At 41.9% G+C, this 26,729-nt stretch carries 25 protein-coding genes and 2 pseudogenes; 14 read left to right on the top strand and 13 right to left on the bottom strand.

What is annotated here, in order from left to right:
* Positions 1–11 precede the first annotated feature (11 nt).
* The 3 genes from DACSA_RS14835 to DACSA_RS14825 all read left to right on the top strand — a co-directional run bounded on the left by DACSA_RS14835 (position 12) and on the right by DACSA_RS14825 (position 3,312).
* The gene (locus DACSA_RS14835; protein WP_015230530.1) at positions 12–1,088 is read left to right on the top strand and encodes a phosphotransacetylase family protein; all 1,077 of its coding nucleotides are present in this window, start codon (positions 12–14) and stop codon (positions 1,086–1,088) included.
* A gap of 34 nt (positions 1,089–1,122) precedes the next feature.
* The gene (gene ispG / locus DACSA_RS14830; protein ID WP_015230529.1) at positions 1,123–2,346 is read left to right on the top strand and encodes a (E)-4-hydroxy-3-methylbut-2-enyl-diphosphate synthase; all 1,224 of its coding nucleotides are present in this window, start codon (positions 1,123–1,125) and stop codon (positions 2,344–2,346) included.
* Positions 2,347–2,580: 234 nt separating this feature from the next.
* A complete protein-coding gene (locus DACSA_RS14825) occupies positions 2,581–3,312 on the top strand; it encodes a Uma2 family endonuclease (protein WP_015230528.1) in 732 nt (243 codons plus the stop codon).
* On the opposite strand, the gene DACSA_RS14820 is transcribed toward DACSA_RS14825, so the two are convergent.
* Positions 3,309–4,877 carry a cation:proton antiporter gene (locus DACSA_RS14820; protein ID WP_015230527.1) on the bottom strand — a complete coding sequence of 523 codons (1,569 nt, stop codon included), beginning with the start codon at positions 4,875–4,877 and terminating at the stop codon, positions 3,309–3,311. The genes DACSA_RS14825 and DACSA_RS14820 overlap by 4 nt on opposite strands.
* Before the next feature lie 100 nt (positions 4,878–4,977).
* Here DACSA_RS14820 and DACSA_RS22900 point away from each other — a divergent pair.
* Positions 4,978–5,100 (top strand): annotated as a pseudogene (locus tag DACSA_RS22900) (30S ribosomal protein S6--L-glutamate ligase); the annotation flags it as partial.
* Positions 5,101–5,288: 188 nt separating this feature from the next.
* Here DACSA_RS22900 and psaK read toward each other — a convergent pair.
* Complete coding sequence (gene psaK, locus DACSA_RS14810) at positions 5,289–5,561, bottom strand: photosystem I reaction center subunit PsaK (protein ID WP_015230526.1); 273 nt, start codon at positions 5,559–5,561, stop codon at positions 5,289–5,291.
* Between the two features lie 122 nt (positions 5,562–5,683).
* Here psaK and DACSA_RS14805 point away from each other — a divergent pair, with 122 nt between their 5' ends.
* Positions 5,684–6,325 carry a phosphoribosylanthranilate isomerase gene (locus tag DACSA_RS14805; protein ID WP_015230525.1) on the top strand — a complete coding sequence of 214 codons (642 nt, stop codon included), beginning with the start codon at positions 5,684–5,686 and terminating at the stop codon, positions 6,323–6,325.
* Between the two features lie 197 nt (positions 6,326–6,522).
* On the opposite strand, the gene DACSA_RS21730 is transcribed toward DACSA_RS14805, so the two are convergent.
* Positions 6,523–6,687 carry a hypothetical protein gene (locus tag DACSA_RS21730; RefSeq protein ID WP_198007578.1) on the bottom strand — a complete coding sequence of 55 codons (165 nt, stop codon included), beginning with the start codon at positions 6,685–6,687 and terminating at the stop codon, positions 6,523–6,525.
* A gap of 116 nt (positions 6,688–6,803) precedes the next feature.
* Here DACSA_RS21730 and DACSA_RS14800 point away from each other — a divergent pair, with 116 nt between their 5' ends.
* From DACSA_RS14800 to lpxB, 5 genes are all read left to right on the top strand, one after another.
* Complete coding sequence (locus DACSA_RS14800; RefSeq protein ID WP_015230524.1) at positions 6,804–7,829, top strand: ABC transporter permease; 1,026 nt, start codon at positions 6,804–6,806, stop codon at positions 7,827–7,829.
* 18 nt (positions 7,830–7,847) lie between these two features.
* A complete protein-coding gene (lpxC, locus tag DACSA_RS14795) occupies positions 7,848–8,699 on the top strand; it encodes a UDP-3-O-acyl-N-acetylglucosamine deacetylase (protein WP_015230523.1) in 852 nt (283 codons plus the stop codon).
* Positions 8,700–8,805: 106 nt separating this feature from the next.
* Positions 8,806–9,309, top strand: a complete 504-nt coding sequence (gene fabZ / locus DACSA_RS14790) for a 3-hydroxyacyl-ACP dehydratase FabZ (RefSeq protein ID WP_015230522.1) — start codon at positions 8,806–8,808, stop codon at positions 9,307–9,309.
* 11 nt (positions 9,310–9,320) lie between these two features.
* Positions 9,321–10,112, top strand: a complete 792-nt coding sequence (gene lpxA / locus DACSA_RS14785; protein ID WP_015230521.1) for an acyl-ACP--UDP-N-acetylglucosamine O-acyltransferase — start codon at positions 9,321–9,323, stop codon at positions 10,110–10,112.
* Complete coding sequence (gene lpxB / locus DACSA_RS14780; RefSeq protein WP_015230520.1) at positions 10,112–11,293, top strand: lipid-A-disaccharide synthase; 1,182 nt, start codon at positions 10,112–10,114, stop codon at positions 11,291–11,293. Before lpxA ends, lpxB begins: the two co-directional genes overlap by 1 nt.
* A gap of 3 nt (positions 11,294–11,296) precedes the next feature.
* On the opposite strand, the gene DACSA_RS14775 is transcribed toward lpxB, so the two are convergent.
* From DACSA_RS14775 to DACSA_RS14760, 4 genes are all read right to left on the bottom strand, one after another.
* A complete protein-coding gene (locus DACSA_RS14775; RefSeq protein ID WP_051017332.1) occupies positions 11,297–11,611 on the bottom strand; it encodes a DUF4351 domain-containing protein in 315 nt (104 codons plus the stop codon).
* 602 nt (positions 11,612–12,213) lie between these two features.
* A complete protein-coding gene (locus DACSA_RS14770; protein WP_015230519.1) occupies positions 12,214–12,642 on the bottom strand; it encodes a universal stress protein in 429 nt (142 codons plus the stop codon).
* Between the two features lie 27 nt (positions 12,643–12,669).
* Complete coding sequence (locus DACSA_RS14765) at positions 12,670–15,114, bottom strand: pentapeptide repeat-containing protein (RefSeq protein ID WP_015230518.1); 2,445 nt, start codon at positions 15,112–15,114, stop codon at positions 12,670–12,672.
* Positions 15,115–15,122: 8 nt separating this feature from the next.
* Positions 15,123–16,565, bottom strand: a complete 1,443-nt coding sequence (locus DACSA_RS14760) for an efflux RND transporter periplasmic adaptor subunit (protein WP_015230517.1) — start codon at positions 16,563–16,565, stop codon at positions 15,123–15,125.
* Between the two features lie 139 nt (positions 16,566–16,704).
* Here DACSA_RS14760 and DACSA_RS14755 point away from each other — a divergent pair, with 139 nt between their 5' ends.
* Complete coding sequence (locus tag DACSA_RS14755; protein ID WP_015230516.1) at positions 16,705–18,597, top strand: potassium channel family protein; 1,893 nt, start codon at positions 16,705–16,707, stop codon at positions 18,595–18,597.
* A gap of 64 nt (positions 18,598–18,661) precedes the next feature.
* On the opposite strand, the gene recA is transcribed toward DACSA_RS14755, so the two are convergent.
* Entirely contained in the window at positions 18,662–19,759 is a 1,098-nt protein-coding gene (gene recA, locus DACSA_RS14750) for a recombinase RecA (RefSeq protein WP_015230515.1), read from the bottom strand.
* Positions 19,760–20,054: 295 nt separating this feature from the next.
* On the opposite strand from recA, the gene DACSA_RS14745 reads away from it, so the two are divergent.
* Positions 20,055–20,600: an SPFH domain-containing protein gene (locus tag DACSA_RS14745; RefSeq protein WP_083874439.1), complete on the top strand. Its 546-nt coding sequence runs from the start codon at positions 20,055–20,057 to the stop codon at positions 20,598–20,600.
* Here DACSA_RS14745 and DACSA_RS14740 read toward each other — a convergent pair.
* Both DACSA_RS14740 and DACSA_RS20965 read right to left on the bottom strand, forming a co-directional pair.
* A complete protein-coding gene (locus tag DACSA_RS14740) occupies positions 20,578–21,204 on the bottom strand; it encodes a DUF2301 domain-containing membrane protein (protein WP_015230513.1) in 627 nt (208 codons plus the stop codon). The genes DACSA_RS14745 and DACSA_RS14740 overlap by 23 nt on opposite strands.
* 677 nt (positions 21,205–21,881) lie before the next feature.
* A complete protein-coding gene (locus tag DACSA_RS20965; RefSeq protein WP_051017331.1) occupies positions 21,882–22,061 on the bottom strand; it encodes a hypothetical protein in 180 nt (59 codons plus the stop codon).
* Positions 22,062–22,130: 69 nt separating this feature from the next.
* On the opposite strand from DACSA_RS20965, the gene DACSA_RS14730 reads away from it, so the two are divergent.
* A complete protein-coding gene (locus DACSA_RS14730; protein ID WP_015230512.1) occupies positions 22,131–22,376 on the top strand; it encodes a UPF0175 family protein in 246 nt (81 codons plus the stop codon).
* 510 nt (positions 22,377–22,886) lie between these two features.
* On the opposite strand, the gene DACSA_RS14725 is transcribed toward DACSA_RS14730, so the two are convergent.
* Positions 22,887–23,189, bottom strand: a complete 303-nt coding sequence (locus DACSA_RS14725) for a DUF2288 domain-containing protein (protein ID WP_015230511.1) — start codon at positions 23,187–23,189, stop codon at positions 22,887–22,889.
* A gap of 77 nt (positions 23,190–23,266) precedes the next feature.
* On the opposite strand from DACSA_RS14725, the gene DACSA_RS20960 reads away from it, so the two are divergent.
* Positions 23,267–23,413, top strand: a complete 147-nt coding sequence (locus DACSA_RS20960; protein WP_015230510.1) for a hypothetical protein — start codon at positions 23,267–23,269, stop codon at positions 23,411–23,413.
* Here DACSA_RS20960 and DACSA_RS14720 read toward each other — a convergent pair.
* Positions 23,396–24,172: pseudogene (locus DACSA_RS14720) on the bottom strand (IS200/IS605 family accessory protein TnpB-related protein); the annotation flags it as partial. The gene DACSA_RS20960 and the pseudogene DACSA_RS14720 overlap by 18 nt on opposite strands.
* Before the next feature lie 84 nt (positions 24,173–24,256).
* Positions 24,257–26,158, bottom strand: coding sequence for a group II intron reverse transcriptase/maturase (gene ltrA, locus DACSA_RS14715; protein WP_015228375.1), 1,902 nt, complete (start codon positions 26,156–26,158; stop codon positions 24,257–24,259).
* Positions 26,159–26,729 lie beyond the last annotated feature (571 nt).

Here is a 26,729-nt window from a genome sequence, read left to right as displayed (position 1 = left end):
CAGTATTGGGTGTGGTAAAATCTGCCAAATCTCTGATTATTGCATCAGTGGAAGCATATACTGGGAAATCAGCAACCATTTTAGGGGTTGCTCATCAGTTAAAAAAGAAAGGGCTTACGCTCAGTTATGGTAAGCCAGTGGGAAACTTTTTCCATGAAAAGGAAACCGAAACGATCGAAGATGATGTTCAATTGATCGCCGAAGCGTTACAGTTATCGCAGGAGCAGATCAAAACTCCTTTAGTCAGTTTATCTCACGCGGCGATCGAAGAGAGAATTAAAAGTGATTATCCCTGTGATTATTCCCAACGCCTCAAAGATTATCTTGAAGAGACTAACAACCAATTACTCCTATTAGAAGCGCCTCCCACCCTCACAGAAGGAAGTTTATTTAATCTTTCGACAATGGAGATGGCAGAAGCATTAGACGCACCGATTTTATTAGTGTTGCGCTATCATTCCTTATCAATGCTCGATCAAATTTTGGGAGCGCGAAAACAGTTAGGAAATCGTTTGTTTGGGGTGGTGATCAATGATGTTCCCCCAGAAGCAAGCACAGAAATGAGTGATCAGATTCAACCGTTTTTAGAGCGAGAAGGATTACCTGTTTTTGGTGTTTTACCACAAAGCACTCTCCTCCACAGTATTAGCGTCAGAGAATTAGCGAAACAGCTAGAAGCGAAAGTGTTATGTCGGCGCGATCGACTCGATTTAATGGTGGAACGCTTGACAATTGGAGCAATGAATGTTAATTCCGCCCTGAGATACTTTCGGAAAGGGAGAAATTTGGCAGTTGTTACTGGCGCCGATCGCAGCGACTTACAACTCGCCGCCCTCGAAACCTCTGCTCACTGCTTAATTCTAACGGGTCATGTCCCTCCACAAGACTTTGTTCTCTCCCGTGCTGAAACCTTAGAAATCCCAATTCTTGCCGTTGAATCTGATACCCTGACAACTGTAGAGATTGCAGAACGGACTTTTAAACAAGTTCGCATTCAAGAACCGATTAAAGTTCAATTTATCCAGGAGTTAATGGCGCAACACTTTGATGTAGAACGCCTAATCACTCAACTGGGCTTTGTTAATTAACCAATAACAACTTCGCAAACAACCGTTATTCGCCATGCAAACCCTATCCAACCCTCAAACCACCCCAGAAACCACACCTGCGTTTGATACCACAATTCACCGCCGTCAAACGCGACCAGTGCCTGTTGGTAATGTTACCATTGGTGGCGGTCATCCCGTGGTTGTCCAGTCGATGATTAATGAAGACACCCTCGACGTTGAAGGATCAGTGGCGGGGATTCGTCGCCTTCACGAAATCGGATGTGAAATTGTCCGCGTCACTGTTCCCAGTATGGCTCACGGGAGAGCTTTAGCGGATATTAAGGCTCGTCTTCAAGAAACTTATCAACCTGTGCCATTAGTGGCGGATGTTCATCACAATGGCTTGAAAATCGCCCTCGAAGTTGCCAAGCACGTAGATAAGGTTCGGATTAATCCAGGATTATATGTGTTTGAAAAACCCAAACCCGATCGAACCGAATACACCGAAGCCGAATTTAACGAAATTGGACAGAAAATCCGAGAAACTTTAGAACCCTTAGTGATTTCCCTCCGTGATCAAGGAAAAGCAATGCGAATCGGGGTTAATCATGGTTCTCTCGCCGAACGGATGCTGTTTACCTATGGTGACACCCCAGAAGGAATGGTGGAGTCAGCGCTAGAATTTATCAAGATTTGTGAATCCCTAGACTATCGCAACCTAATTATTTCTCTCAAAGCCTCTCGCGTTCCTGTGATGCTGGCAGCTTATCGTCTCATGGTTAAACGCATGGATGACTTAGGCATGGATTATCCCCTGCATTTAGGCGTAACTGAAGCTGGAGATGGCGAATATGGACGGATTAAATCGACAGCGGGGATTGGCACTTTATTAGCAGAAGGCATTGGCGACACGATTCGCGTTTCCCTCACCGAACCGCCAGAGAAAGAAATCCCCGTTTGCTACAGCATTTTACAATCATTGGGACTGCGTAAAACCATGGTTGAATATGTAGCTTGTCCATCCTGTGGACGCACTCTCTTTAACCTAGAGGAAGTTTTAGAGAAAGTTCGCGCCGCCACCAGTCATCTTACAGGATTAGATATCGCCGTTATGGGCTGCATTGTCAATGGTCCTGGGGAAATGGCAGATGCGGATTATGGCTATGTGGGTAAACAAGCTGGTTATATTGCTTTGTATCGGGGAAGAGAAGAAATTAAACGAGTTCCCGAAGAAAAAGGCGTAGAAGAGTTAATCAATCTCATTAAAGCGGACGGACGCTGGGTTGATCCTGAGTAGTCGCCGCTTTATCTAGCGTTCTGAGAAGACTCCCAAGATCATCTCTGTTATGTCGATTACAACGTCTACTTTAGTTGTTTCCGAACAATTGGAGCAAGCGGACTCGTCTGCTGGAAACCTGGTTTCTAGTAGTTAGAAGCAAGAATCTCCCGTTATAATCTTTGATTTAACGGGAGAGCGTCAATAGATGGAGAATACAATTAAACTGACCACGCTTGTAGTACAAACTAAACCATGAATCGCCCGATCGCGCCCACTGAAGTAAAATGGGAAAAACTCCCCCAAGACTACATTCTCCCCGATGATCCTGTGGATAATATCGCTCAACCCGCCCTCGCCGAAGCCCTTAGTGATAGTTTAGACGTTGCTGGCTATCTCGGGGAAACCAGTTTCACTTGCACCAATTACGGCATCTGTGCGGTAGTTGATGGCAAAATTGTCGTTAAAGCCCCCGATTGGGCTTATGTAGCGCAAACTTGGGTCTCTCGTGAAACAATTGAAAGAAGCTATACCCCAAAATTACAGGGAGAGATTCCAAAAATTGTGATGGAATTTCTCTCGGAAACTGAGGGAACAGAATACTCTATCAAACCCACTTATCCCCCTGGAAAATGGTTTTTTTATGAGCAAGTTTTACAAGTTCCTCACTATGTTATTTTCGATATTGCTACAGGTGAATTAGAAGTTTATCGGTTAAATTCATCTCAAGTTTATGAGATACAACAACCTGATGAAAATGGACGCTATTGGATTACAGGATTAAACTTATATTTGGGAGTGTGGGAAGGTTCGCGCCGCCATCGTACAGGGTACTGGTTGCGCTGGTGGAATGAACAAGAAGAGTTATTATTGTGGGGAACAGAATTAGCACAAAAAGAGCGCGAGATTGCACAAAAAGAGCGCGATCGAGCGGAACGTCTCACGGCTCAATTACGCGCTTTCGGGATTGAACCCGAAGAAAATTAGGCTCGATCTTGTAGCACTTCTGGTAATAATAATGGCGGTGGATCACTGAGTAAGCCGCTTTGGACAAACGCAGAATAAATTCCAGTTTCCATGGCAATTAATTCTCGTTTCAGTTGTTCGTTTGCGACTTGTTTTAGGGAAGGATTTTGATTGGTATAATCTTCAATTTCTTTTTCCAGTCGCTTTAATTCTTCTTCAACACAGTTCCGATATTGATGAAATCGTGGATCAACTTCCCAGCGTTGAGTCATTTCTTCTTCATTGAGATGAGTTAAAATCTGTTTTAAGGCGACGGTTCGCGCAATCAGTTGTAAATACTTTTCTTGCAAATGTTCTTCGTATAAAAAACCTAAACGTTTCAACAGCCATTTACTGCTTAATCCCTGAACTAATAACGTAAATAAAACGACTCCGAAAACGACAGCTTCTAAGGTCTGACTTTGTACTAAAACAATGGGAACACTTAACGCAAGGGCGATCGAAATTGATCCCCGTAAACCTGACCACCAAAGAACGGTTTGTTCTGATAGTTTAATGTTACTATATCCCAATTGATTTCCGAAATAGGTAGTTCCATAAATCGCGATCGCGCGGGTAATTAAAACCGTAACAATTCCGATCAGAATTGGATAGAGATTATCGCCTAAGTTACTAAAATTAATCTTATCCCCGATGAGTAAAAACACGATCGAGTTCACCAAGAAAGCAACAAATCCGAGAAACTCTGATAATACCTCCTTCTTATGCGGATTCATTTCCGAAACGCCATACGTTCCTAAAATAAAACCTGTCACAATTACAGCGACTACTCCTGATCCACCTAATTCTTCGGTTAACAAATACGTTCCATAAGACGCAACGAGAAGCAGAGAACGTCCAATAAATCGCAAGTCAGAACGATGAATGAGATAAGAAAAAATCAGTCCAATTATTCCCCCCATCACTAAACCAATTCCTGCTAATTTTGCCACATTTTCTAAGATGGGAATGAGATTAATTGAGGCGAAATTTAAGTCAGTGGGTAAGTCCATTACTAAAACAAATGCGCCAATTGCGATCGCAACACTAAATAAATTTTCCCCATCAGTCAGAGCAACTAAACGCTGATTTACCCCTAAACGTCCGAACAAAGCAGTAATTGGCGCTGGCGCGGTGGCGGACAAACTTGCTCCAGCTAAAAGGGCAATTAAAGGGGAGATTTCTGTTAAACTGGTGAGGGTAATTGTCACCCCAGTAATGGTTAAGAAAACCCCGATCGTGGAACAAAGAAAAACAATAGTTATGTCATGTTTAACTAAAGACCAGTTTAAATCGAGAGCAGTTTTTAATAATAGAGGAGGGAGAAAAATAAACAGTGTGACTTCTGGCGGAACATTAATTAATCGTACATCTAATAGAGCCAGAATTAAACCAACAATGACTAATAAAAGGGTGTAGGGAATATCACGAAAGCGAGAGAAAGAACGAGACGCAGCCGCTACACCTAAAGCAACAGAAAGAACCAGTAGAAACTGTTTTAAATGTTCCTGAAGGGGCGCTTCACCGACAACATTTTCGAGTGCCATAATATCAAAAGAAAAGTGAGGCGTAAGAACGGGAGTTGAAAAGTTGAGATTTTACAACTGGTTCAAGTCAACCAACAAAATCAATATTATTACTGAGTGGGGTTTAGATGCAAACATTCTGGTGCAAGAGTTGATTAAAGAGGCGAAAGGTGCGGATATTCGCTGTTTTGTCATTGGTGGAAAGGTGATCGCGGCGATGAAACGCCAAAGCGCAGAAGGAGACGAAACCCAACCAGAGTTCCACCTTGTAGGTTGGTGTTGGGTTTCGCTTCGCTCCACCCAACCTACATTTTTATCCTTTGTTATTTGTTTTCCAATGACTAATGTACAGACGTTCCATGGAACGTCTGTACAATGATGATTAATTGGTGTTGGGTTTCGCTTCGCTCCACCCAACCTACTTTTGAGATGTTAAAGGGCGCCGGCGTTCGCTAATCCTAAAATTGCTCCAGCGCCGAGAACATGACCAAAACTAACAGTGGCGAGAAGTTCTGGTACGCCAAATCCTTGTAAAATTGCAGGTTTAGGAAAGGGAAGTTCTGGACCCCCACCATAGTTTTTTATGGCAAAACGACCGATCGCAATGCTAAACACATTACAGAGAATCATTACAAGAGCGACATTGGGACTCCAAGAAACCGTTGTTGGCGTGCTAGATTGAATAGCGGCAATTAAATTTAACATTTATTAACTTTTTACTCCTAAAACTTGATAATTAAGGAAATTATAAAGAAATTTATTCATTAAACTATTTTTGACCCGCTTAAAGTAACGATCTATTTACACTAATTCATATTTCTGAACAAATGCGAATTAAAATCTGTGGCATAACTAACCTCGAACAAGGACGCGCGATCGCGCAGTTGGGAGCAACAGCGCTGGGATTTATTTGTGTGAGAAAATCTCCCCGTTATCTTCTTCCTGAAACGATCGGTGCGATTACGTCTAATCTCCCTCCTACTGTCTCTCGTATTGGTGTTTTTGCCAATACTGATCTCCCAGAAATCATCTCGATCGTACAACAAACCCAGTTAACAGGGGTACAATTACATGGACTGGAATCTCCCCAATTTTGTCAACAATTGCGCTCTCAACTCCCTGATGTAGAACTGATTAAAGCGATCGCGGTGAAAACCTCAGACTCTCTTGATCAAACTAAAATCTACGCTGACGTAGTAGATACATTTTTATTTGATGCTTATGCGCCACAACAGTTAGGAGGAACAGGGAAGACTTTTAACTGGGAACTACTCAAAGGTTTTACCTCCCCTCGTCCTTGGTTTCTGGCTGGTGGTTTAAATCCCAATAACATCCAACGTGCTTTAAAAATGACACAACCTGACGGAATTGATCTTTCTAGTGGTGTCGAACAATCTCCAGGTAATAAAGACTTACACTTAGTCGCAAATTTGTTTAAGGTGATATGGAAAAAAGAATACGAGCTTTGAACCCAGAAAAATTCACCGCCGCCTTGTAGGGTGGGCATTGCCCACCCTACTGGGTAAAGAAGAAGAATACCGAGAACGCCCAAATGATGATTTAAAAACGAATTATCGTTTTTTTAGAAACTGTAAAGTTGAGTATTCAGACACAATAGACGAATGTCAACAGGGAATTTCTCAGTTTATTGATAGAAATGTAAACGTTATTTTGATGTACTAGCCCGTCTAACGGAAGTGTCTCCAAGCATTGCTCGTCTTCTGGGCGATCGACGCTCACGGATCAAATGTTTGTTCTCATCAAGAAAAGCTCTCATCTGATCATCAGGGATGTCTTTGATCTCACCATTTTTAAATTCAACTGTAGGCATAGTTATTTTATTGAGATTGCATTCAGTTCTATTATGCTATATGCCAGAGTGTGAAATCTGATCATTTAACTCCACCTAGAACTGGTCACAGATTAACCGTAGTAGGATCAATCAATATGTCTCGCGCCAAAGCCCTTCGCTATTACATTTTCGTCCGTCTGCTCCTTGCTCCTTTAATGTTGTGGACAATTACCACCCTTGTTTTCCTCTTACTACGAGCCACACCGGGCGATCCCGCAGATGCGATTTTAGGAGCAAGAGCGCCAGAAGCAGCGAAAGAAGCATTGAGAGAACAATTAGGACTAAATCAGCCATTATTATGGCAATATTTGAATTATTTAGGGGATTTATTACAGTTAGATTTAGGAAACTCCCTCACCAGTCGCGGTTTATCAGTTTGGGGGGTGATCCAAGATTATTTTCCAGCAACAGTGGAATTATCTTTGTTTAGTATGGCGATCGCGCTGTTAATTGGTGTGGGAGTGGGAATGATCGCAGCAGCTCGATCGGGAACTATCATAGATGCAATGGGACGATTATTTGGTGTCATTACCTATGCACTCCCTTTATTTTGGGTGGGAATGCTCCTACAATTAGTGTTTGCGGTTCAACTGGGTTGGTTTCCTCTGGGAACACGCTTTCCCATTAGCGCCCCCACTCCTTCCGATATCACAGGGCTTTACACCATTGATAGTCTTTTACAAGGAAATCTAGAACAGTTTTTCACCGCACTTTACTATTTGACACTCCCAAGTTTGACATTAGGATTACTCCTCAGTGGGATTTTTGAACGCATTGTCCGCGTTAATCTCAAACAAACCTTACAAGCGGATTATGTGGAGGCTGCGAGAGCGCGAGGATTATCAGAAAGACGGATTTTATTCGCTCATGCGTTCCGCAATGCTTTAATTCCTGTGATTACTGTCTTAGGATTAACCTTTGCTGCGTTACTCAGTGGTGCGGTTTTAACGGAAGTTACCTTTTCTTGGCCAGGATTAGGAAATCGGTTGTATGAGGCGATTTCCTTACGAGATTATCCCACCGTTCAAGGAATTATGGTCTTTTTCGGCGCGATCGTGGTTTTAGCCAGTATTTTAATTGATATCATTAACGCTTATATTGATCCTCGGATTCGATACTAAAAGTAGGATAAATCACCCATGAATCAGGAACAACAAACAACGATCGATCAGTCTTTTTCTGTTTCAGGAATTGGGCTACACAGTGGAGAAGCAATTACCGTAACCGTAAAATCAGCAGCAGCAAATGAAGGGCGCTATTTTGTTCGCACTGATTTACCCGAACATCCTATGATTACAGCGACAGTGAACGCGGTTAGTCGCACCGAAATGTCAACAGAATTGGCGAATGGTCAGGCAAAAGTACGGACGGTGGAACATTTACTTTCGGCGTTGGTTGGAGAGGGAGTTGATAACGCCAGAATCGAAATTAATGGTTCAGAAGTTCCCTTATTGGACGGATCAGCGAAAACCTGGGTGGAGAAGATTCAACAAGCGGGGTTAACTTATGGGGAGAAGGAAAAACTCTCCCCTCTACGTCTAAACTCTCCCGTCTGGGTACAAGAAAAAGATGCGATCGTGGCGGCTTTTCCTGCAACCGAAACACAATTGAGTTATGGCATTGATTTTCCCGTGTCTGCGATTGGTGAACAGTGGAAAACCTGGCATCCCCACCGAGAAAGCTATCACAGCGCGATCGCACCCGCAAGAACCTTTGTCCTCGCCGAACAAATCGAAGCATTGCGTCAAGGGGGATTAATCAAAGGAGGAAGCCTCGAAAATGCTTTGGTGTGTAATGAGACTGGGTGGTTAAATCCGCCGTTACGGTTTGCAAACGAGCCAGTTCGTCATAAACTGTTAGATTTAGTGGGCGATTTAAGTCTTTTGGGAACACTTCCTCAAGCGCATATTTTCGCCTACAAAGCCAGTCATCGTTTACACATTCGTTTGGCGCAACAGTTAGCCACGTCCACCTGTACAATAGACAACTAACACGATAGAGTAAATAATCCATTGAGCGCTTGTCTGAATCTAATGGGTCACTCCATTGTTAACTGCAAATCGTAAATTATTCATTCTTTTTAGATCAACCATTACCATGTCTTCAGTAACTTCCGAACCGACTCATCTCGACTCTGAGAACACTTCCGCCGCATCCCAAGCTAAAGCGAAAACAGTTTATACCGTTGAGGAAATCCAAAAACTCCTTCCCCATCGTTATCCGTTCGCTCTCGTCGATCGTATTATTGATTATGTTCCAGGTGAAAGTGCGGTCGGACTGAAAAATGTCACATTTAATGAGCCTCATTTTCAAGGACATATTCCCAATCGTCCGATTATGCCAGGGGTTTTGATTGTGGAAGCAATGGCGCAAGTGGGAGGAGTTGTCTTAACTCAATTGCCAGGAATGGAGGGGAGTTTCTTTGCGTTTGCGGGAATTGATAAAATCCGTTTCCGTCGTCCTGTTGTTCCAGGTGATCAGTTAATAATGACGGTAGAGTTGTTATCTTTCAGACGAGGCTTTGGAAAAATGCAGGGACGCGCTACTGTGGATGACCAAGTAGCGGCGGAAGGAGTGATGCTATTTTCCTTGTTTGAATAAGGGGAGGGTTTGTGGGTACATCATTAATTCATCCCACTGCTGTAATTTCTGAGGACTCGGAAATTGCACCGAATGTCAAAATTGGCGCTTATGCGGTCATTGGAGACAAGGTTAAAATTGGCGCTCAAACAACAATTGGGTCTCATGTGGTGATTGAAGGCCCCACCGAAATTGGCGCAAATAATCGCATTTTTCCAGGCGCTGTTATCGGTTTAGAGCCTCAAGACTTAAAGTATCAAGGGGCTGAAAGTTGGGTGAGAATCGGTGATGATAATCTGATTCGAGAATATGTCACCATTAATCGGGCAACGGATCAGGGAGAAATCACACAAGTGGGTAATCGCACGTTACTAATGGCTTGTGTTCATGTTGCCCATAACTGTGTAATTGGGGATGAAGTGGTGATTGCGAATAATGTGGCGTTAGCAGGTCATGTTCACATTGAGGAAAAGGCGACGATCGGCGGTGTGTTGGGGATTCATCAGTTTGTTCATATTGGACGGTTGGCGATGATTGGTGGGATGAGTCGCATCGATCGAGATGTTCCTCCTTTTCTATTGGTTGCGGGAAACCCCGCCAGAGTGCGATCGCTCAATTTAATTGGTCTGAAACGACGCGGTTACAGCAGTGAGGAGATTACGGAACTCAAAAAAGCCTTCCGAATTTTATATCGATCGGGCTATGGTTTAGAAGAAGCGTTAGAACACCTAGAAGGTTCTTCAGAACCGACCCAACATCTCTATAATTTCATACAGAAGGCAAGAGATAACAATCGTCGGGGATTAACCCCAAAAGGGGGATAATGGCAACCGATAGGTCTGTTTTACGGATATTTATCAGCACAGGAGAGGTATCTGGGGATTTACAGGGGGCGTTACTGGTAGAATCCCTTTATCAACAAGCCCAAGCCTCTAATTTCCCCCTAGAAATCTTTGCTTTGGGAGGGGAACGCATGGCGAAAGCGGGTGCAACTTTATTGGGAAATACCACCAATATTGGTTCGGTTGGGCTTTTGGAGTCGCTTCCGTTTGTGATTCCCACCTGGCAAGTTCAACGAAAAGCAAAGGCGTTTTTAAGAGCATCTCCCCCTGATGTGTTGGTGTTGATTGATTATATGGGACCGAATCTGGCGATCGGGAATTATGTTCGTCGGTATCTCCCACAGTTACCAATTGTTTATTATATCGCTCCCCAAGCGTGGGTTTGGTCGCCTTTTTTGGGTGATGCGAAAGCGATCGCGGATGTGAGTGATTACTTATTGGCAGTCTTTCCAGAAGAAGCGCGATTTTTTGCAAAGCAAGGGGTGAATGTGACTTGGGTGGGTCATCCATTGCTCGATCGCATGGCAACCGCACCCACTCGCCAAGAAGCCCGACAAACGCTAGAAATTGGGCAATCAGAGAAGATTGTCACCTTAGTTCCAGCCTCTCGTCAGCAAGAAATTGAATATCTATTGCCAGTGATTTTAGAAGCAGCAGCAGTATTACAGCAAAAATTGCCAGAGATACAGTTTCTGTTGCCTTTATCAACGCCAGAATTGGCAAGGGTGATTCAAAAAGCGATTAAAGCCTATGCTCTCTCTATCAAGATTATTCCAGAAGATACCTTAAGCGCGATCGCCGCTGCGGATTTAGCAATTACAAAATCAGGAACAGTTAACTTAGAATTAGCCTTATTAAATGTGCCGCAAGTGGTTTTATATCGGGTTAATCCGATGACAATGTGGCTAGGACGAACGTTTTTAAACTTTTCCGTTCCCTTTATTTCCCCCACTAATTTAGTCTTAAATCAAGCAATTGTCCCTGAATTATTACAAGAAAAAGCAACGGTTTCTCGCGTTGTAGAAGAAGCGATAACTTTATTAACTGATGATAAAAAACGGGAGAAAATGTTAACCGAATATCAACGAGTGCGAGAGGGATTAGGAGGAAGGGGAGTGGTCGATCGAGCCGCGAAAAAAATCATTGCTTTAATTCAGAAATAATTATTATTCTGTTCCTCCCTCATTCTGTTGTAACCAACGCTGAAGATTATCGATCGAGGTAAAATCCAACAGAGCTTCCGCAAGGGCTTCAGTTTCCTCAATCTCTAACTCCTCAATCTGGGTTTGAACGGAGGAAGGAATGTCTCCAAAGCGCCGTGAAATTAGTCGCCAGACTAGCGATTGGGCTTCTGCTTTTTTCCCGCGTTCTTCAACTTGTTGTTCCCATTCTAAAAAGGCTTGTGGCAAGGGCATAGTTACCTCCCCCCCTTCTGGGAGTTCTGGATTAGCTTCGACGATGATTTTCCATACTGATAACAATCTTAACTATTAGTCATTAGTCATTGGTCATTAGTCATTAGTGATTGAAACTAAAGACGAAGGACAAAAGTGTTCCTGAGCCTGTCGAAGGACAAAGGACAAAAGGTAATAAGAGTTGTTTGGCTAGTTGATCAAAAGGATGACGAGTCACAGGGCTGCTCAAAAAGAAAAAGGATTAATTCATTTTACGAGATCAACCATCGATCGAATTTCACACCACACCCACCTCTTTCTTGTCCCCCCCCTTTCCAAGGGGGGCTAGGGGGGATTTATTGTAACTTGCTAACTAGAATTGATTTAGGTTTTGGAATTTCGTCACCATCTTCTAAGAGCATTAATAGATGAACTCTATTGGTGTTGGGTTTCGTTTCTCTCCACCCAACCTACATGGTTGTCCTTTGTCCTTTGTCCTTCGACAGGCTCAGGAACACCTTTGTCCTTCGTGATTCAGTCAGAGAGTAGTTTTCCCAATGACTAATGTACAGACGTTCCATGGAACGTCTCTACCTAATGACTAATGACCAATGACCAATGACCAATGACTAATTTGTGTTGGGTTTCGTTTCTCTTCACCCAACCTACTTTTCTACTTTTTTATGGCTTTAATCCCGTAAAACTAGCACTGGACAAGGCGCTTGACGAACTACTCTTTCTGCGACTGATCCCAAAGCAAAACGATTTAAACCCTGATGAGCGTGAGAAGGAATTATAATTAGTTCAATCTGATTTTTTTTAGCGTAATCAATAATTTTTCTCGCGGGTTTACCAACAACAACATTAAATGGTGCTTTTTTATATTCGGGATCAGGATAGCGTTTATAAAACACTTTTTCCACATGACGACGACGAGTTTCGTTATCTACTGTATGCCAAATCATTCCAGGATCACCTGGATTCAGGGGACGCAAAACGTGCAAAATATGAACCTTCTCGCCACTGTCCATTTCCTTCATTGCTTCTTCTAAAGCATAGAAACAGGACTCGGAAAAGTCAATGGGAACTAAAACTCGATCGCGCTTAAATAAACTCATAATCCATTATTTCTACATAATTACTAATCATTCTAAATCAGCATGAGTGAGATCAGCCTCTTCCCAAAAACAATCTCTTAAAACTGCTCCCACTAATTTGGCTTTGCGTAAATTTGCTCCAAATAAATTCGCCCCTTCTAAATTAGCGACCACTAATTTTGCTGACTCTAAACAACTGTAACTCAAATTTGTTCCTTTTAGATTTGCCCCAACAAAATTACATTCCTTAAGATTAAAATAGCTCAAGTCTGCGCCAGATAAATCAATGTTTTGAAAATTGCGCTCTCCGGCTGCATATCGAGTTAAAAATTCCCCGATTGATGTAATGGGAATCTCCCTTAATGGCGGTTGACGATAAACAAAGCGAAACGTATCCCCACTCCTCATCACTGCTTGTAACTCATCATAAAATCGATAGTCGCCAATACCACTTAAGGTTACCCAAGCACGAGTGCGAGTGATCGCAGTAAATAATTGATTGCGTAAATAGATGTTGGCTTCTGCTTTCCCCACCTGATCTAACCCCACAATATACACCATATCAGCTTCCTGTCCTTTCGATCGAGGGATTCGTGACACGGTTACCCCTCCTTGACACCAAAACTGATTCGGGTTGCGTTGAGAGGAAGAAAAATCAAAAATATTACAATCGGGTGCGCTAGGGAGATAAATATCAATTCCTTGCTGATAAAGGAATTTTGCCACTTCTGTCTCTAACTGTTTCCCCTCAAACCCATTCCCCAAAACTAAGACTAAGATATTACCACAAGGGCGTAATCCCTCGTGACGCAAATTAACTAAAATGTTGTTGGCTAAAGCGGTTAATTCTTCTTGACGGGTGGGATAACTTTGAAAACGGATAATCTCTCCTTTCCATAAACTAGGAAGAGGATGAGGAGAATTTTTCGGAGGGCGTTTCAGGGTGATCGTTTCTTGGGGTTGAAAACTTCCTGTTACTTCATACCCCAATGCTTCCCAGTCTCTGGGATGGGTGACACCAGTTAACATTCCTTCTCGTCTTAATAATCCCATACCAATGCCATGAGCCAAAGTAATCACGGGATGGGGAAGACGGTAACATCGAGATAAAATTTCTGTTTTTTTGATTCCGTCGCTATACTCCCCGTTTAGCAGATGGGCTAATTTCTCGCCAAAAATTTCGGCGGGGGTGGGAAGGGAAAGATGATCTAAACTTTGTGCTTCGTCATACGTCCAAATTAATCTTTTCTGTTGCGGTTGCGTGGGATGAACTGGACGCAGTGCTTGGTAAGCTAATTGGTAAAAGGGTTGTCTGGTTGTTAAGTTGCTTTTCTCATCAACTAATAAGTCTTGTCCTTCATCAATCAGAATCGCGTCAAATAGTTGTGGGATCGAGGTTTGGGCTAATAGTCGATCGCACGCCAGCGCGATCGCTCTTTGGGGCTGATATCGATCGCTCTTGGGGATATCTTGAAGAGTGAGAGGAGAAACACCAGCGCCTTCACAAATTACACGATACAATCCAGGCTGATTTTTTGCTCCCCAAGCATGAAATACTTGTAATTTAGAGATTGAAGGATTAAATTTAATTTCCTTCTCACTGAAGCGATTTAACCATTGATTGAGTTGGTCAATGATGACAGAATAAAGACTACGAGAAAAGAAAACGAGAGCAATATCCCATTGCGGATGTTTTAAGTGCATTTGCGCCGCTTTTTGGCATAAAATAGCAGTTTTTCCAGAACCAGCAATCCCTCGAATCCGTTGTAAACCTGAAGGAATTTGTTTCCCGATTCTTTCCTGTTGCTGATCAAATTCTGAGATGGATTGATTGAGTTTTTGTAGCACTTTTCCGCGACTTTCTGGAGGAGAAAGCACTCGATAATTTGGTTTTTGATAAAGCGGTGTTCCACTAATAATAGAGAGGAGAAGCTGCCATTGTTTTGCGGTGAGTTTGTCTCCTTGTGAAAGGAAACTGGTTTGTTGAATTTTCCCCCATAAATCTGATGTGGAATCGAGATCGGTTTGGAGTAATAAAGGGGGTTGACTGGGGAGTAAATGAAAGCCTCGTTTTTCCCATTCTGCTTGGGTAATGTTTGGTAAAGCCACTAAAACACGACTGGTAATTTTGTTTCTTAAACTGGGTTCATGGTGACAATAATTGAGGAGAGAAAACAGTTGATTTTCTGCTTGTTGATAAGGGTTTCCTTGAGCGGTGTAAAAGTTTTGATAACGCCAAAGATGTCCCGTAATGGTTTGGATTTGATCAATGAGCAAAGCCTTGACTTCAATAATTATAATTCCCCAAGCGCGATCGAGCAACAAAATATCAGGTTCTTTGCGAAACTTTCCCACCGTCGAAAAGATCGGATAACGCCAATAAGCGACACATTCTCGTTCTGAAAAGGCAACTTTTATCACCTCCCAAACCTTTTTTTCTGCGGTTATTCCTCCTTCTGATAAGGATTCAGTTGCGATAAATTCAGCATTCATAAAGTTAATTATTGATTATTGAGTTCGGTTTGTCTTCTCAACTCTTCTGGTAAATCAATAAAAACGCGATCGGTGTTGTCTAAACCTTCTAAAATCTGGGTTTGATTATCTATGGTTAAACCTAAAGTTACGGGTTGAAACGTTGGTTTTTCTTCTTCATTAACCACGATGACACCAGTTTCTCCCTTTTGAGTGACGACAGCGACAGTGGGAATCACGATAGTTTTTTCTAATTCTTCTCCTAAAAAAGTAACATCAACATTCATCCCCGATCGAAGCTGTTGTAACCCTGAAAGTAAATCAATTCTCACTTCAAAAGATGTCACATTTTGTTCCACAATTGCTTCGGGTGCGATTAATTTTACCTCACCCTTAAACACTTGATCAGGAAACGCATCCGCAATAATTTCTACCGCTTGTCCTTTTTTCAGGGGCGTAACATCAACTTCGGGAACTTTTGCCAATATCTCTAATCCTTCAGCAAGGGCGATAATAGAAGTAGAAGTAGCAGCGGCGGTACTGGATGCGGAAGTCGTGGGAGTAACAAAAGCCCCTTCTGTGGCGTATTTTTGAGTAACAATTCCTGTAAATGGGGCTTTAACTAATGTATCTTGAAGTTGAATTTCTGCTTCTTTTAGTTGTGCTTTTGCCGATCGAACTGACGCTTCTAAGCGATCGATTTCTTCTTGCCGCGTCCCGCTTTCTAATTGTTGCAGATTTGCTCTTGCTTGCGCCACTGCTGCTTCTAAACGTTGAATTTCGGGTTGATCAGTGTTTCTTGCTTCTTGAAGGCGTTGTCGGGCTTCTGAGAGGGCAGCTTGTGCGTTACGATATTCGTTGCGGACTTCATCAAAACGGTCTTGGGCGATCGCGCCTTCTGTGAGTAATTGCTCATTGCGATTTAACCGTTCTTGTGCTAGGTCAAACCGAGATTGAGCCGATTCCACCTGAAACGCTAATTGTGCGATATTTTCAGGGATTCTGGCTTGTGCTTCTGCCAAACGAGCCTTTGCCTGTTCTAGATTAGCACGAGCTTGCTCAATTTCTTCAATGCGTGGCCCTGCTTTTGCTTCCGCTAACCGCGCTTGGGCTTCTTCTAGATTACTCTGAAACCGCTCGAATTGTGATTGAAACTGATCATTTTCCATGCGAGCAATCGCGCTTCCTTGTTCGATGCGATCTCCCTGTTCCACATACAGTTCTTCCAAACGTCCAGAGGTTTTTGGACTGACATTAACACTCTGGATAGGCTGTATTGTACCACTGGCTTCGATCGTCACCTGTAAATTCTCTTGTTTGACAGGAACGGTCAACGCTTCTAAATTATAATCCTGCTTTCCCCGATTGAGGAAATAAGAAACTGATCCCACTGTCAAGACACCGACAGTAATTATTCCGACTCCCCACAATAAGGGACGCTTCACTTTACCAACCCCACCAGGTAATCCCATTAGTCAAGTTTATATTGTAACTAATCATTTTTCTTCCTTTATCCTATCCTAGATGATATTTTTAGAAATCTGTCCCTTTGGGGAATTTAATCTGGAAATGTTTGCTAAATTTTGATTAAATAGCGATTGGAAAAAAGTAATGAAAAATCCTCCCTGGCGTGAACGCTTAAGATATGCCTTTGATAATATCCTCTCTAGAGGTTCGATCGCACTTTTAGGATGGTTAATTATTATTGGCGCGGTGGTTGTTCTAACTGTCTCTTTTATTACTTGGGAAACGGGTTACGCTTCACAACCCACTTTTGCGGATCAGATTTGGACATTTTTAGTAACAACTTTAATTTCTTGGGACCCCACAGAAGGTTTACCCTGGCCCACCCGAATTAGTATGCTAATTTTAATTCTCTTTAATTTGTTTACTGTCAGCATTATTATTGGTGTGATTGTTGCGGGAATTGAGGGGAAACTTTATCAACTTCGTCGCGGTCGATCGCAAGTTTTAGAGTCTGACCATATTGTAATTTTAGGTTGGTCAACACAAGTGTTTCCAATTCTTTCAGAATTACTTTTAATTGATGACGATCGAGTTCCAGTAACAGTGGTTATTCTCGGTGATAAAGATAAAGTGGAAATGGAAGAGGAAGTGCGAACTCGGATTCGGAAAAACCGTCGGATCCGAGTCATTTGTCGTCAAGGAGTCGCCACTGATTTAATTGATTTAAAAATTACAAATTTAGATCGCGCTAAATCAATTATTATTCTTCCTCCTGAACAAAATAATAATCCTGATACCAGTGTCATTAAAACTTTATTAGCCCTTTCTAATAATCCAGAACGTCGTTTAGAACCTTATCGAATTGTCACCGAAATTCAAAATCCGAAAAACCTACAAATTGCAGAAACTGTCGGAAAAGATCGAGTAGAATTTGTTTTAACAGGAGATTTTATTGCGCGAGTGATTGCTCAAATTTGTCGCCAACCTGGTTTATCTAGAGTCTATTTAGAGTTACTTTCTTTTGCGGGAAATGAGATTTATTTTGATGCTGTAACTACTCTCGCTGGTGAGACATTTTCGGAGAGTATCTTTGCTTATGAAAACGCGATCGTCATTGGTTATTGTCCTGAAAATGGTGCGCCTTGTTTGAAACCTCCTCCTGATACTATTTTAAGAGAAGGCGATCAAATGATTGTCATCGCTGATAATTTTCGAGAAATGAAGTTTTGGGAAAACCGCGAACGGGTTAAGTTTTTAGAAACGTCTTTAAGCAATAAAACGGTGGGAAAAAAGCCTGAGAAGTTTTTGATTTTAGGTTGGAATGAACAAGCAGAAACCATCATTGAAAAACTAGATGCTTATGTTTGTTTAGGATCAGTGGCGACAGTTATCGCAGATGAAAGTATAATTTGCCAAGATTCTAATCCGAAGTTACAACGATTACAACATCTCAGTGTCTTATTTGAAAAGGGAGATATTACCGATCGTCAACTCTTAAATCGTCTTCCTTTACAAGTCATTGATCATATTATTTTACTGGCTTATTCTGATGATTTAGACGCAGAAGAAGCGGATGGGATTACATTAACATCTCTCTTACATTTAAGACAAATTGCGAAGGAGGGAGGATATCATTTTTCTATTACTAGCGAGATGATGGATAGTCGGAATCAACAGTTAGCAACGATCGCACAAGTGGATGATTTTATTGTCAGCGATCGTCTCACCAGTTTAATGATTTCTCAAATTGCAGAAAATCCTTTATGTAGTGATGTGATTAATGAATTATTAGAACCGAATGGTTGCGAAATTTATCTAAAACCGATTTCTAATTATATCCAAATCCATGAATCTGTTTCTTTTTATACCCTAATGAAAGCCGCACAAAAACGAGGTGAGATCGCGATCGGTTATCGCTGTTCTAATCAAGGAACAAAAGAGTTTCAAGGCTATGGCATTGTTTTAAATCCGATCAAATTAGCGCCCATAAAATTAACACAGCGCGATCGGTTAATTGTGATTGGGGAAGACTTTTAATCATGGCAAACAGACAAATAACGCGATCGAAACCACTAAAATCGATCGCGCTTTTCCCTTATTCTTATTTTTCTTCCGTTGACTCTAACTCATTAGCATCATTATTTTTCTTCGACTTCTTATTCGTCGCAGAATTTGCAGGAACTAACGCTCCCATCTCAATTTTTTCGTGAACAGCGGCTTCAATTTCAGCCACTTTTTCTGGATTTTCTTCTAAGTATTTGATCGTGTTATCTCGTCCTTGGGCAATATTATCACCTTGATAGCTATACCACGCTCCCTTACGGTTAATGACATCAGTTTGTTCAGCAATATCCACCAAACACCCAAGCTGAGAAATACCATGTCCAAAAATAATATCAAACTCAGCAATCCGAAAAGGAGGAGCAACTTTATTTTTCGCCACTTTTACTTTCGCACGAATCCCATATTCTCCCTCGCTTCCTTTCTTCAAGGTTTGAATGCGTCGAATATCGAGTCGTACCGAACAATAAAACTTGAGCGCGTTTCCTCCCGTTGTCACTTCTGGACTACCGTAGGTGACACCAATTTTTTGTCGGAGTTGATTGAGGAAAATTACCGTACAGCCTGATTTACCAATATTTCCTGCAATCTTCCGTAAAGCCTTACTCATCAGACGAGCTTGTAAACCGACTTGAGTATCCCCCATTTCCCCTTCAATTTCCGCACGAGGGGTTAACGCCGCCACAGAATCGACGACCACAATATCAACCGCCGCCGATCGAACCAGTTGATCCACAATTTCTAATGCCGATTCCCCTGTGTCTGGTTGAGACACTAAAAGGTTCTCAATGTCAACCCCCAACGCATCGGAATAAGTGGGGTCGAGGGCGTGTTCTGCATCCACAAAGGCAGCGACTCCTCCTCCTTTCTGTGCTTCTGCGATCGCGTGGAGAGCTAAAGTCGTTTTCCCTGAACTTTCTGGACCATAGATTTCAATGATTCTTCCTTTCGGTAAGCCACCTCCTAAAGCAATATCGAGGGTGTGCGCTCCAGTGGGGATGGTTTCCACCTTCATCTGCGCGGCATCCCCTAACCGCATGATTGCTCCCTTGCCAAAATTGCGCTCAATTTGGTTGAGAACGAGGTTTAGAGCTTTTTCTTTATCGGGATTATTCGTGATTGTTGTAGTTGATGCCATTGTGGTAACAGACTCGCTATGAGGTTATTTAAGCAGTGTGGTTCTATTGTATCTGTTTTTCGCCAAAATGATGAAGAATTAATCAACTTATTTCTAAAATGTTACTTGATGGCAGGAAGTCTCTGTTAAAATCGTCCCTAAATTCCACATCTATCATTAGTTAGTTATGTCTCAAGTTTTATCGAAATTAAACGGAAAAATTGCTTTCATTGCTGGTAGCGCGATCGTGGGATTTTCCATGATTGGCATTGTCATTGCATAATCGGTTTATGTTAACGATGAAACCGAGCGCTCGATCGTCACCAGTTCTGGAGAATATATTAAAACCACCGGCCCTGGAATGCACTGGAAAATTCCCTTTCAACAAGGTCATCGTCAATATCCAGTAAGCATTGAAAAAATGAGGATTCAAGGTGTCAGTATCTCAACCATAGATAATTATGCCATTAACGCCACGATCGTTCTTCTCTATCGCTTACCAGAAGAAAAATTAGAGGAGATTCATCGTAATGTTCCCGACTATCAAGAAAGTATGGAAGTGGTTGCGACCAGTCGATTTAAAAATGAATTAGGGAACATCGAAATGGATAAATTAGCAGATCAACGATCAGAAATTGAACAGAAAGTTTATCAAAGTGTGAAACAAGAAATCGATCGTTTATTTGATATCAATGTCGTTGACTTTACCATTCCTTATTATGGTTGGTCAGACTCCTTTAAACAAGCAGCAAAAAGAGAAGCACAAGCAGAAACTGACCTGGAAGTTGCGCGTCAAGAAGCAAAACAAGCTGAAATTTTATACAATCGCGGAATAACAATTAAGAAGCACGTTGCTGTTTGAGATAATCAAACACAGATTTATCTCCGATATCAGAGGGAATATCTTGAGGAATTTTTCTGAGAGCAAAAACGAGGAAAAGCGCTGTCCAAGTTGCTAACAATATTGATTCGATTTGTGATGGAATGAGTCCCGTTAAATGTCCTAATAATAAAATCGGGACAAGAGGAGTGAGAATCTGTGTTTCCAAGCGATGAAAACAGAATCCTTCCTTAAAAAAGATTCCTGTTAAAGCGGCGAAAGTAAAGCCAACTCCGAATAAGGTTAGAGGATGATTATAAACATATAAAGCGAGGGGAACATCAGCTTGGAGAGTAATAATCATGGCGGCGATCGTTCCGATTAACCAAAACAATTGTAAGAGACGATGAAGCGGTAGTAAATAAATATGAATCGTCATTAAACTAATGCCTAATCCCAGGGAAAATAATCCATATAAATAGGTCAGAGTTTGTAAGATGACTGGGGTTGTTCCTTGCCAAAATAGTAGCAGTGTTCCCACTGCAAAACTTAACGCTGCGATTCCTAACCCACTACGATAAATGATGACTTCCGCTCGATCGCGCTCTGTAATTGTATAAGTCCCAAACTGTCCTTGATACACCATTATTTTTATTGTTAATTACTTCTCTTGAAAGGGTAACAAATCAACTTTCTTTTCCTTTTCTCGAAGGTGTCAACCCCTTCTTAATGATTTGTAAAAATTCTCTCTAAAAATTGGTCTCATCTCTTCCGAGGAAAAAGAGGCGGTTGGCTTCCTGTTTAACGGTGTCTTGGGAGTTGTATCGATCGATTTCTAATTTTGACAGGAGATAACCACCATCTCACGGAATCTTAAAACAGAAATTTTTTAAAGTCAAATCTCGAAAGCTGTAAGCCTGAAAATTCGTTTATTGTGAAGGAATGTAAACGCTTCAAGAGATAAGGAGAATCAATCAGTTTGACACGAGAGTTGATTTTCTTTAATGGCTGGGAAGAGACGAACTTTTTATTAATGAGTAACGGTAATAATTGATAGCAGTTGTATTATAGGGCTTGCTGTTGGGAAACTGAAAGTCTTACCAAATAAGGATTTGAGGCGATTCAGTTCAGATAAAAATGCAAGTTCATTGATTGTTCAATCGTCACGCATATTGCCTCTTGCCTCTTGCCTAAGGCAACTTGCCTCTTGCATATTGCCTCTTGCCTCTTGCCTTTTGCCTCTTGCCTCTTGCCTTTTGCCTCTTGCCTAAGGCAACTTGCCTCTTGCCTCTTGCCTAAGGCAACTTGCCTCTTGCCTTTTGCCTAAGGCAACTTGCCTCTTGCCTTTTGCCTAAGGCAACTTGCCTCTTGCCTCTTGCCTCTTGCCTCTTGCCTTTCGCCTCTTGCCTTTTGCCTTTTGCCTCTTGCCTCTTGCCTCTTGCCTTTTACCTCTTGCCTTTTGCCTCTTGCCTTACCTAACCAACCAATGGACTTTTTCAGCAACCCCTATTATAGTGACATTAATAGTAATTCAGTTCCTGTCAACTGCCAAATTTACATCGACAAATAGCCATGAGTCTAACTATCCCTGATGAACTGGTAAAAGCCAGTGGTTTATCAGAAATTGAACTCCTACAAGAACTGATCCTCGTTTTATTTCAGCAGGACAAACTCAGCTTAGGAAAAGCCAGCGAATTACTTGGTATGAGTCAAATTCAATTTCAGCGTCTGCTTGCCAAACGCGAGATTTGTGTCCATTATGATGTCGCTGAATTCCATCAAGATATCGAACATCTCAAAGCAAAAGGTTGGTTGTGATTATTGTGAGCGATGATTCCGATCAAACCTGTCTCATTAAAGGGAACACAGTGTCAACCCCTTCTTAATGATTTGTAAAAAGTCTCTCTAAAAATTCGTCTCATCTCTTCCGAGGAAAAAGAGGCGGTTGGTTTCCTGTTTAACGGTGTGTTGGGAGTTGTATCGATCGATTTCTAATTTTGACAGGAGATAGCCACCATCTCACGGAATCTTAAAACAGAAATTTTTTAAAGTCAAATCTCGAAAGCTGTAAGCCTGAAAATTCGTTTATTGTGAAGGAATGTAAACGCTTCGAGAGATAAGGAGAATCAATAGATTTTACACGAGAATTGATTTTATTTAATGGCTGGGAAGAGACGAACTTTTTGTTAATGAGTAACGATAATAATTGATATAGTGCTACAAAATCAGGTTAGGACATTTCAAAATGTTGAAACTTACCTATACCTTACTCTTGCCTTTTGCATGCAAGCCTCTTGCCTAGCGCGGAGTTATATCGATCGATCTGGCTTAGGTAACAGAATCGATTTCTTGTACCAGGACATAAGGTTGGACGATTAGGGTATTAAAGGCTTTGGTCGGTTGAGCATTCCAAAGGGAAAGTTGATCCGCAGAAGGTTTCTGTAATTGTCCCTGTTCAATCCATTTTTGCACCGCTTCCGTCTGGTCATGGGCGATCGCGCTTCCTACTTCCACAATATCCAAACTGGGAGCAACAATAATCAAAGCATCCCGTTTCGCATGAGGTTGTAAAAAATCCCAGTTTGCTGGTTCTAAACTTTCGGCGAGTGCGGTTTTAATATCTCTGGTCATTGGTAAACATGATAATTCGGCAATTACTTCTATTATTTCATTAATATGGGAGAAAACGATCGCGCTGAGGAAACAAAATGACCATTAATGCTTACGCAGCGACCGAAGTCGGTGGCAAATTACAACCGTTTGAATATGATCCTGGCTCTCTCGGTTCGGAACAATTGAGTTCTCCACGTTTTGAAAAACGTGGATTCCAAACGTTGTTACGAAACGCATTGTAAATACGTTTCTCCACGTTTACGATATGATTTTTTCAGCGAACTGAAAACGTTATACCGCTTGGGAACACTCAAACATTCCCGACGTACCTCGGCTAGACCTAAGCCTAACTGTGTACTTACCTTTCTTAAGATGTTCGCTGCGCCATTACAGTCAGCATTAATTAACTTACCGTTACGAGTTTCATATAAACCTCTTTTCACTCTCTTTCCTGATGCTTTCCAGTTGGCAGGTTTTTCACCGCCGAACACTGGTAAACAATCATTATCCAAAAACGAGCTACGAGAGGTGTAACTTTCCTCGGTTTCAGTAAACTTAATTCCTACTGATTCAGCTAACTCTTTTATTCGATTTTTCAGCCTAGCTGTGGGGATTTGTACAAAGTTTTGGTTATTTTTTGAACCCAGATTGCAATTTGTTTTAATTCCTTGTCCCCAACCGAAAACAATGTTACCGATACGATGATTGAGGCAATAATTAATAATAAACCGTGCTGTCTTATTCACAGCATCACGCATGAAACATGATCGTTTATGGGTTAACTCGTCTAAGTATTCATCCCAATAAAAGTCTGTGTTCCCTTGTTTATATTTAGCAACTGTTTTGTTGTATTTAGTATTTACACCCTTAATTTTATGTCCGTCAACAATGAAACTTTTTCCGAGAGTGGAGACACAAGTCAGAAGATTATTTACCCCAGGGTCACACCCCAAAGCCTGAGAATAATCTAATCCCACAGCTTCTTTTTCTTCTACTTTATAGTTAACCTAAGCCAAGAGGTCGCCCTCTTGACTCGGCTTCAGAACGGTACGTGAAACTTTCGCTTCATACCGCTCCTCTCCAAACTACGCTGTGTTAACAGCACTTCCCTGCTTAGTTTCCGATTTACGACTTTTCTTGGTTTTCTTTTGGGTTTTCTTTTGCCCCTTATTATCCATTTGTCGTTGTCGGTCTTCGGCAGTTTTCTGATGGTGACAATGACGATGAAGTAACTGTAAATTCTTGTAATGGTCTTTGCCCCCTTCAGCTTTAGGGACGATGTGGTCAACCTCCACTACATCTTCACCCTTGATGTAAAGTCCACAACGGGCGCATTTGCCTTTCTGACGCTTCATCAGGGTAGCAACCCGTTTCGGTGTGCCAGGGTATTCACCCCGACGTTTACTCCAGTACCGCCAATCTCCATCGTAAGGAGACTTTGTACCCTCGATTTTTATATGTCTTTCAATTGGTGTCCATGCGTGTTTCCACAGTTCGTGCGTACCCGCAATAGGAGAATTTGGTGTATCAGAAGGAGTTGAGAAGACCCATTTGTCTTTTCTATCTTCTTTTGCTAAATCTTTCTCCTTAGTCAAATGAAAGTATCTTTCTTCACACCATTTGAGGGTTTTGTTAGAGTGACGGCTTTTTATCCAGCGACGTAGTTTGTTATAGACCATGTAATCTATGTGTGCAAATGTTTCCTTAGAGCAGACTGTTTTGTGATAGTTGCACCATCCCCTAATTATGGGGTTAAGTTTATCAATGATTACCTCTTGGGATTTACCTTTCATTGAATCTAATACCGAAACAATCTTTTCGTAATGTGTTTTGATACTTTTGTCGCTTGGTTTGATTATTGTCTTGAATCCGAGTAACTTGCCATTTGTATTCTTTCCTGTATGGTTCTTCCCGACTTCATACTGTCGGATGTTCCATCCCAGAAAATCAAACCCTGCTCTTTCTTTCTCAGAATTATGCAAGGTGTGACATATTCTCGTCTTGCTCTCGCTTAATTCTAAGCCTAAGCCATGTAACCACTGTTCAATAAGCGTTTTCGCCTGTTGGATGATGGATTTATCCTTGTGGAGAACAACGAAATCATCTGCATACCTGATAAGAGAGATACTTTTACTATTAGCTTGTTTATTCCCTTTCCAAGTTTCAGCCCATTGTCTTATGTTTTCCTCAAGTCCATGCAGGGCGATGTTTGCCAATAGAGGACTTATCACCCCTCCTTGTGGTGTTCCCTCATTTGTTGGAAACCAATCGCCTCTATCCAAGACCCCCGATTTCAACCAAGCTCGAATTTGTCGAGCCATAGTCGGGGTTGTATTTAATTTTCTTAAGAGAACATTGTGGTTTATACGGTCGAAACATTTAGATATGTCAGCATCCAAAACCCATTTGGCTTTAGTTTTAATCGTCTTATAAATTGCCTCTTCCGCATCATGGCAAGAGCGTCCTGGTCTAAATCCGTACGAATTAGGCTCGAATTTTGCCTCCCATTCAGGCTCTAAAGCCAATTTGAGAAGTGCCTGCCTCGCACGGTCTTCCATTACTGGAATACCCAAGCCACGTTTTTCTTTGCGACCTGGTTTTGGAATCCAGACCCGTCTTAAGGATTTACCCTTCCCTGTAAGAGTCAGGTTTTCAGCAAGGTTTAATCTTTGCTTAGGACTTAGGGTTTTTACACCATCTATCCCCGCAGTATTCTTACCCTGGTTATCCTGCGAAATGCGCCGTACCGCTAAGAGTTTGGCACACCAAGACCGTAACAATAATCTTTGGAGTTTGTGAACTTTAGCCACGTCACCACTTAGAGAAGCTCGATAAATCCGTTTTTGGAGCTTAAACACCCGTATTTCAATCTCCTTCCAGTCAATCTGACTCCACTCCGTCTCTGCCATGAGATTAAACCCAAAGCCTAACCAGAGCATTAAAAAGGTCTTTGTCCGAGCATCACATTTATACCTGATTTGGTTCATAACATTACTCTACTTCACTTATTATCTTCGTAATCTAAAGTGGATACGTCTGCTTATCCTTCCTGTTGTAGAAGGCATTTGCTTCTTATCCAATCCTTCCCTCGTTCTACCCGACAAATGAGTCAGAGATTGCGTCCCGACAGACTACTTGAGAAATCGACCTTTCCAAGAGTATGAACGAGGGTTACTTCGTTCCTGATTTCCATTGATTAAGACCTTAGCCCCCTACTTTCCACCGAGCAAAATTGAAGGTGTGATATGAACTTCGCGAAATCCATATCTTCTTGCTTTGAACTTATTTTGTTCCCTGCGGTAGCCTTTACGCAGGTTGCGGATGACGAATGGTTCAAACATAGGTTCGTTGACTAGGCATCGCCTTTTGCTAGGGATTTACCAGTTTAGGCTTCCAGCAGTGACCCCATTTAACCCTGCTTCATCCTCAAGTAGTCAACTCTATAGATGAGGGTTATGCTGTCCTCTCACACCCTGAGAGGGATGGACTTGAATTAACGGGTTATACCCTACCTGTTTCTTAGCCGAAGCTCCACAGGCTCTCACCAACATGGAATTC

Origin of the sequence: Dactylococcopsis salina PCC 8305 (assembly GCF_000317615.1) — a bacterium.
Classification (GTDB): domain Bacteria; phylum Cyanobacteriota; class Cyanobacteriia; order Cyanobacteriales; family Rubidibacteraceae; genus Halothece; species Halothece salina.
The sequence above is the reverse complement of the archived record's forward strand: the minus strand, read 5'-3'. Positions and strand labels throughout refer to the sequence as shown.

Bases quoted from the DNA above. Each gene is read 5' to 3' on its own strand.
- fabZ (WP_015230522.1), top strand. From the start codon at position 8,806: ATGTCTTCAGTAACTTCCGAACCGACTCATCTCGACTCTGAGAACACT.
- DACSA_RS14805 (WP_015230525.1), top strand. From the start codon at position 5,684: ATGCGAATTAAAATCTGTGGCATAACTAACCTCGAACAAGGACGCGCG.
- DACSA_RS14825 (WP_015230528.1), top strand. From the start codon at position 2,581: ATGAATCGCCCGATCGCGCCCACTGAAGTAAAATGGGAAAAACTCCCC.
- DACSA_RS14760 (WP_015230517.1), bottom strand. From the start codon at position 16,565: ATGGGATTACCTGGTGGGGTTGGTAAAGTGAAGCGTCCCTTATTGTGG.
- lpxB (WP_015230520.1), top strand. From the start codon at position 10,112: ATGGCAACCGATAGGTCTGTTTTACGGATATTTATCAGCACAGGAGAG.
- ispG (WP_015230529.1), top strand. From the start codon at position 1,123: ATGCAAACCCTATCCAACCCTCAAACCACCCCAGAAACCACACCTGCG.
- DACSA_RS14730 (WP_015230512.1), top strand. From the start codon at position 22,131: ATGAGTCTAACTATCCCTGATGAACTGGTAAAAGCCAGTGGTTTATCA.
- DACSA_RS21730 (WP_198007578.1), bottom strand. From the start codon at position 6,687: ATGCCTACAGTTGAATTTAAAAATGGTGAGATCAAAGACATCCCTGAT.
- DACSA_RS14740 (WP_015230513.1), bottom strand. From the start codon at position 21,204: ATGGTGTATCAAGGACAGTTTGGGACTTATACAATTACAGAGCGCGAT.
- DACSA_RS14800 (WP_015230524.1), top strand. From the start codon at position 6,804: ATGTCTCGCGCCAAAGCCCTTCGCTATTACATTTTCGTCCGTCTGCTC.
- lpxC (WP_015230523.1), top strand. From the start codon at position 7,848: ATGAATCAGGAACAACAAACAACGATCGATCAGTCTTTTTCTGTTTCA.
- DACSA_RS14725 (WP_015230511.1), bottom strand. From the start codon at position 23,189: ATGACCAGAGATATTAAAACCGCACTCGCCGAAAGTTTAGAACCAGCA.
- recA (WP_015230515.1), bottom strand. From the start codon at position 19,759: ATGGCATCAACTACAACAATCACGAATAATCCCGATAAAGAAAAAGCT.
- DACSA_RS14770 (WP_015230519.1), bottom strand. From the start codon at position 12,642: ATGAGTTTATTTAAGCGCGATCGAGTTTTAGTTCCCATTGACTTTTCC.
- psaK (WP_015230526.1), bottom strand. From the start codon at position 5,561: ATGTTAAATTTAATTGCCGCTATTCAATCTAGCACGCCAACAACGGTT.
- DACSA_RS14755 (WP_015230516.1), top strand. From the start codon at position 16,705: ATGAAAAATCCTCCCTGGCGTGAACGCTTAAGATATGCCTTTGATAAT.
- DACSA_RS14765 (WP_015230518.1), bottom strand. From the start codon at position 15,114: ATGAATGCTGAATTTATCGCAACTGAATCCTTATCAGAAGGAGGAATA.
- ltrA (WP_015228375.1), bottom strand. From the start codon at position 26,158: ATGAACCAAATCAGGTATAAATGTGATGCTCGGACAAAGACCTTTTTA.
- DACSA_RS14820 (WP_015230527.1), bottom strand. From the start codon at position 4,877: ATGGCACTCGAAAATGTTGTCGGTGAAGCGCCCCTTCAGGAACATTTA.
- DACSA_RS20960 (WP_015230510.1), top strand. From the start codon at position 23,267: ATGACCATTAATGCTTACGCAGCGACCGAAGTCGGTGGCAAATTACAA.